Annotated in this window: 1 protein-coding gene; it reads right to left on the bottom strand. The window is 41.8% G+C overall.

What is annotated here, in order from left to right:
• Window positions 1-12 precede the first annotated feature (12 nt).
• Entirely contained in the window at window positions 13-1,320 is a 1,308-nt protein-coding gene (locus AB4209_RS20235; protein ID WP_029235596.1) for an IS4 family transposase, read from the bottom strand.
• Window positions 1,321-1,411: the final 91 nt, after the last annotated feature.

Below are 1,411 nucleotides of genomic sequence, written 5' to 3'. Positions count from 1 at the left end.
AATGCCGTTCACTTAAGAGTGAACGGCATTTTTGTTCTTAGCATACCGTTGTGGTCTGGGTTTAACTCTTCTAGGGAATGTCCTTTCCCTTCGCCCTTCAAGTATTAAGCTTTCAGCCATGTTGTGGAACCCCTTTAGCTGACGAGGTATTGCGCCTGGTGTTGAATAAGGTAAGCCTACAAGTAACGCTGATACATGAGCTAACGTGCCGTTAAAACTCAGTTGATAAGGAAGGTAATTTCCCTTTAAATTGAAGCAGAGCTCGACCATCTGATATCGGATTAAATTGTAAGTAAGCAAGATGCCCCATAACTCCTGCTTGACCAGCTCTGGTAAACGACTTCGCAGCGTAAGACGGTTTCCAAGCATGTATTGTTTTTGCTCTCGGTAGCCCAGCTCTATTTCCCAACGATGCTCATAAAGGCCTGCAATATCTTTTGATGGGTAACGCAGGGAGTCCGTCATGGAGGTTAATACTTGGTAGTCTTTTCCTTTAATTTTACGAGTGACAAGTCGAGCGGTTATCGACTTTGGTAAATCAGGCCATAGCTTTCTAGCTCTTGGATTACTGTGTAATTGAACAAGTTTGTCATTTCGCCCTAAAGATTGAACAATGTCATATTGTGTATTTTTCTTGAGGGGGATAAGCCAATGGCGCTCTGAGCCAGAGTCTTGCCATTTATGTAATAAACCTAAAGAATAGAACCCCTTATCGAACATTGTTACGCTATGGTTTGGTGTTGTTTCTATTAGTTTTTCAGCTAATATCATTTCGTTTGTATTGTAATTATCAAATGCACTGGCCGTAATAATGTGACTGCTTAGTTCCATTTGGCAGACCATTCTCACTTGCGGATATTGCGTCCCTTTTTGTCGAGAAAATGCCTTTTCATTTTGCGGGTTATCGGGCGTTCGCCAAACAACGCCATCGACGCCAAGCAGCGTTAATCCATTCCATTGGGGTAACTTTGCACTGTTTAACCATGACGTAGTCATTCGCTCAAAGACCGCTTTAATTGCGTCTTCACCCAACGTCTTTCGACGTTGAGTTAACGCACTCGGTGCGACAAAAGCTTTACCTGTACGGTCGACAATATCAAGTTGGTTCACTAAATCTTTCATGGATTTACTGTTATAGATAGCCATTCCAACAAGCAGCCACACCATGGATTCTAAAGTTAATTTCCTCTTTCTCATCGTGACAGTATCAGTAAGAGAATAGGCTTCGTCGATGAGTTCAATTGGAAGCAAGTCAGACAAAGTCTCAACGCTGCTAGGTTTCCAATCATTAATTATGTTTAGAGCTTGAGAAACATCCATAAAAAAATCCAAGTGCATTAAATACACTTGGATTTTGACAGCTCTGAAGGATCCTTCAACCGATCGCTTTGGCTTTAACTGATCGGCATTA

This window comes from Vibrio sp. 10N.286.48.C11 (assembly GCF_041469805.1).
Classification (GTDB): domain Bacteria; phylum Pseudomonadota; class Gammaproteobacteria; order Enterobacterales; family Vibrionaceae; genus Vibrio; species Vibrio crassostreae_C.
This window is presented reverse-complemented; position numbering and strand designations above follow the sequence as displayed.